Genomic DNA, 369 nt, shown 5'->3' on the forward strand with positions numbered 1-369 from the left:
TCTCGATGATGGTCGGGCAGGCCTTGCCGCCGAAGAGGAGCGAGGTGGTGTCGCTCTTCGGGTCGCAGCCGATCAGCAGCACCTTCTTGCCCTGCTGGGCCATCATGTAGCTGAGATTGGCCAGGGTGAACGACTTGCCGAAGCCGCGATCGAGCCGGATGCGGTCCCGACCGCTCCGGTGAAGAAGGAGACGCAGATCATCGCGATCTACGGCAAGGGCGGCATCGGTCCCGCGTCACAGCGAGGCTCGCCTCGTCCATGTATAGAGCCCGATTGACCTCGATCTGCAGGGCGTGACGCCCAAGATTTGGCTCGCCGTAATGCTCGGTGATGAAGCCGCCCGCGTAAGGCTTGTTGCGCACCACTCGA

Annotated in this window: 2 pseudogenes; both read right to left on the reverse strand. The window is 63.1% G+C overall.

The window, feature by feature from the left end:
* Positions 1-145 (reverse strand): annotated as a pseudogene (locus tag MKL11_RS22685) (AAA family ATPase); the annotation flags it as partial.
* Between the two features lie 88 nt (positions 146-233).
* Positions 234-369: pseudogene (locus MKL11_RS22690) on the reverse strand (N-formylglutamate amidohydrolase); the annotation flags it as partial.

The organism is Methylobacterium sp. J-077 (genome assembly GCF_022829365.1).
Classification (GTDB): domain Bacteria; phylum Pseudomonadota; class Alphaproteobacteria; order Rhizobiales; family Beijerinckiaceae; genus Methylobacterium.